Raw genomic sequence first — 3,858 nt, forward strand, 5'->3', positions numbered from 1 at the left:
GTTGGTAAATCTCTACCGTCAGCTTTTTTACCAACCATGTCACTTCCTCTTGTGAGGAAATATACCGAACCTGTTACGTCGTTAGTTCCTGAACGAGTTACGGCGTTGATACCTGCACCAGCAAAACCTGATTGACGAACGTCATAAGGAGCAATGTTGATTTGTACTTGCTCAATCGCATCAAGAGATACGGCAGTTGTACCCGTACGTCCACCTGCTTGTGCTGAGTTACCCAAACCAAAACCATTATTGAAAACCGAGCCATCAATAGTGAAGTTATTCAAACGGCTATCTTGACCAGCAAACGAACGACCATTGCTATAAGCATTGTATTTAGTAATATCGTCAATAGTACGACCGATTGTAGGTAAGCTATTAACAGCATTCAACCCTAAAGTTGTAGAAGCACCCGTACGGCTCGATGAAATAATATCCGAACGTCCTGAAGTCACTTTGATTTCATCAAGGAATGTACCTGCTTCATCTAATTTAACGTCAACGTTAGCAGAAGAACCTAAGCTTGTGATGATACCTTCTTTGACTGCTTCTTTGTAACCAACAAATGTAAACGTAACTTTGTATGGCCCACCTACACGAACAGAAGGAAGTATATAACGACCAGCAGAGTTTGAAACTGTACCATATTTAGTACCAGACGGTACGTGAACTGCAACAACCGTTGCACCTGGTAAACCTTCGCCTTTAGCGTCTGCTACCAAACCGCTAATAGAAGAGGTTGTCACCTGTGCAAAGCCTTGTAAAGCAAATAACATTACTGTAAAAAGGCTAAACGCTGTCTGCATAGCGAAGCGTCGCCCGAAAGTAAATTTTCGCATCATGTTTTTTTTGGAGTTAGAAATGTTTGAAGTAAAAATCATTAGTGGTTTTTAATTTCCGTGACAAAGGTCTTAAAATTTTTCTCTAAAAAAAACAAGCACCCACCCTTTTTATTTTGGTAAGTGCTTGAAAAACAAGTTTTTATAGGATTTTTAATGAAAAATATTGATAAAATTCAATTTCTAATCGTTAAGAAATTGTTATGCGTGCCTAATATTTTTAAGAACCCATAATTTTATGTCCCATTTTATCTCGTTTGGTTTGCAAATATGCAATGTTATGAGGATTTGCTGGAATTTCGATCGGAATAGAATCAACTATTTCCAAACCATAACCAATTAAACCCGCTCTCTTTTTAGGATTATTCGAAATCAGTTTCATTTTTTTGATTCCTAAATTTCTCAAAATTTGAGCTCCCACTCCATAGTCACGCTCATCCATCTTGAAGCCTAATTCGAGATTCGCTTCTACGGTATCACGTCCCATTTCTTGCAATTTATAAGCTTTTAGTTTATTCAACAATCCTATTCCGCGTCCTTCTTGATTCATATATAATATAACGCCTTTACCTGCTTTTTCTACCATTTCCATTGAAGCATGAAGCTGCGGCCCGCAATCGCATCGACACGAACCAAAAATATCACCCGTTACGCACGAAGAATGCACACGCACCATCACGGGTTCGTCTTCTTCCCAAGTACCTTTGATAAGTGCTAAATGCAGTTGGTCGTTATCAAGCTGGCGAAAAGCCACCATATCAAAATTACCCCATTCGGTTGGCATATTTACACCTATTTCACGCTTTATCAAAGATTCTTTTTCGAGACGATACTCAATCAAATCTTTGATACTCACTAATCTAAGGTTAAACTTCTTGGCAATTTCAAATAATTGCGGCAAGCGTGCCATTGTGCCGTCTTCGTTGAGAATTTCAATCAAAACACCTGCGGGTTGAAGCCCAGCCAAAACGGCCAAATCAATAGCAGCTTCGGTGTGGCCAGAACGACGAATTACGCCACCTTCGGCTGCACGCAACGGAAAAATATGCCCTGGACGACCCAAATCTTCGGGTTTAGTGGCAGGATTTACGAGTGCCTGAATGGTTTTGGCACGGTCGCTGGCCGAAATACCAGTCGTACAACCATTGCCCAGTAAATCGACTGAAACCGTAAAAGCGGTTTCGTGTTGGGCCGTATTTTTGCCCACCATCATATCTAATTCGAGTTCTTCACAACGCTTACGAGTAAGAGGTGTACACATTAAGCCTCTACCCTCTTTCACCATGAAATTAACCATTTCGGGCGTAGTTTTTTCGGCAGCACATATAAAATCACCTTCATTCTCACGGTCTTCGTCATCAACTACGATGATTATCTCTCCATTACGAATTGCTTCGATTGCATCTTCTATGCGGTCTAATTTCATCTATTTAGTATGTTTATGTCTTTTTTCAGAGAACAGTTTTGTTGTACAAAAGATTTGCAAAGGTAAAGGAATTTAAAGAAATTGACTCAAAAATATAATTCCAATGAGTGAAGTAAACACAAATAAAACCATGATTGTTCGGCAACTTGAAAGCACAGATTTTGACAACTTGCTCTTTTATTTAGAAAAACTAAGTTTCGCCACTCGCAGTAGATTTGCTCCTCATGCTTTTTATTTACCCACAATCAAGCTTTTCTATGCTACCGAAAACCGTAATACAGGCTTTATCATTGACGATAGCTACTCAAAAGAAATCGTTGCGTATGCTATCATTAAATTAGGTTATGTTCCAAAAGATAAACTACGACTTGAAGCCTATCAACTTCAGCTTCAACCAACAACCGACTGCACTTTTGCACCATCAGTGGCAGATGCGTGGCAAGGTAAAGGCTTGGGAAAACTCCTGTTTGACTTTATAAAAAATGATTTACGCTGCACAGGAATAAAACGAGTGATTTTGTGGGGAGGTGTGCAAGCCAGTAATGAAAAGGCCATCAATTATTATTCTAAACAAGGCTTTCGGACAATTGGAAAGTTTGTAAACAAAGGAATTGATAATTTTGATATGATTTTGGAGTTGGAATAAAACAAACTTTCACAAATTCTTGGAAGTTTATTTTTTATTTATATATATTTGCGTATGAAAACAGATGAAATAAAAACACAGTTTGTTCAGGCATGGGGAGTACTTGGTACATCGTGGGGGATTAGCCGCTCAACCGCACAAGTTCATGCTCTTATGTTATTGAGTAATTCGGAACTTAGTACTGAAGATATTATGCAACAACTACAGCTTTCGAGAGGTAATGTAAATATGGTTTTAAGAGAGCTTGTCAACTGGAATCTTATCTATAAACAAACAAAACCAGGCGATAGAAAGGAATATTTTATTGCCGAACACGATATTTGGCAAATTGCTACCCGAATTATTACCGAGCGAAAAAAGCGTGAGATTATGCCTGCTAAACAAACCGTAAAAGCCCTGCTTAACTCAACAACTGATGCCAAAGATAGCGAACAAGTACACATAAAAAATATGCTTACCGAACTCAATAGTTTTATCGAGCAGATGGATGCAATGAGCGAGTTATTACTAAAAGTAGAGAAGAACGCTCTTCTTAAAAATGTTCTGAAAATGATTAGTTAATTTTTTTATCACAAACTTTCATAAATTCTTGAAATTATGAGAACTTTAAATAATTATAAACTTCTAATTGATAAAGATTGTCCGATGTGTCAACTTTATGGAGGTGCGTTTGAAAAGACAGGCATGATTGAGCAAGGAACTTGCAGTCCGTATCAGACGATTGATACTTCAGTAAGCAATAGCGTTGACATGAACAAAGCACGTAACGAAATTGCTTTTTACAATACTCAAACCCAAGAAGCACTGTACGGACTGGATGCTTTAGTGTATATAATTACCCATAGTTTCTCATTTCTAAAACCCATCTTAAAAAACATAGTTGTTGAGTTTTTTCTACGAAAACTATACAAATTCATCTCTTTTAATAGAAAAATAATTGCTCCGAGTTC

5 protein-coding genes are annotated in these 3,858 nt (G+C 37.9%); 3 read left to right on the forward strand and 2 right to left on the reverse strand.

The genetic code is table 11. From position 1 onward, the window contains the following. The coding region (locus ACOVO2_RS08825; RefSeq protein WP_421769606.1) for a carboxypeptidase regulatory-like domain-containing protein at positions 1–839 on the reverse strand (839 nt) is incomplete at its 3' end. A gap of 217 nt (positions 840–1,056) precedes the next feature. Continuing rightward, positions 1,057–2,262 carry a bifunctional 3,4-dihydroxy-2-butanone-4-phosphate synthase/GTP cyclohydrolase II gene (locus ACOVO2_RS08830; RefSeq protein WP_421769607.1) on the reverse strand — a complete coding sequence of 402 codons (1,206 nt, stop codon included), beginning with the start codon at positions 2,260–2,262 and terminating at the stop codon, positions 1,057–1,059. 103 nt (positions 2,263–2,365) lie between these two features. Between ACOVO2_RS08830 and ACOVO2_RS08835 the strand changes: the two genes are divergently transcribed. From ACOVO2_RS08835 to ACOVO2_RS08845, 3 genes are all read left to right on the forward strand, one after another. After that, positions 2,366–2,908 carry a GNAT family N-acetyltransferase gene (locus ACOVO2_RS08835; RefSeq protein WP_421769608.1) on the forward strand — a complete coding sequence of 181 codons (543 nt, stop codon included), beginning with the start codon at positions 2,366–2,368 and terminating at the stop codon, positions 2,906–2,908. A 54-nt stretch (positions 2,909–2,962) separates the two neighbouring features. Next, complete coding sequence (locus ACOVO2_RS08840) at positions 2,963–3,469, forward strand: GbsR/MarR family transcriptional regulator (RefSeq protein WP_421769609.1); 507 nt, start codon at positions 2,963–2,965, stop codon at positions 3,467–3,469. Between the two features lie 36 nt (positions 3,470–3,505). Beyond that, positions 3,506–3,858: hypothetical protein (locus tag ACOVO2_RS08845; RefSeq protein ID WP_421769610.1), on the forward strand; the 353-nt coding region annotated here is incomplete at its 3' end.

It is taken from the genome of Emticicia sp., assembly GCF_049241225.1.
In the GTDB taxonomy this organism is placed as follows: domain Bacteria; phylum Bacteroidota; class Bacteroidia; order Cytophagales; family Spirosomataceae; genus Emticicia.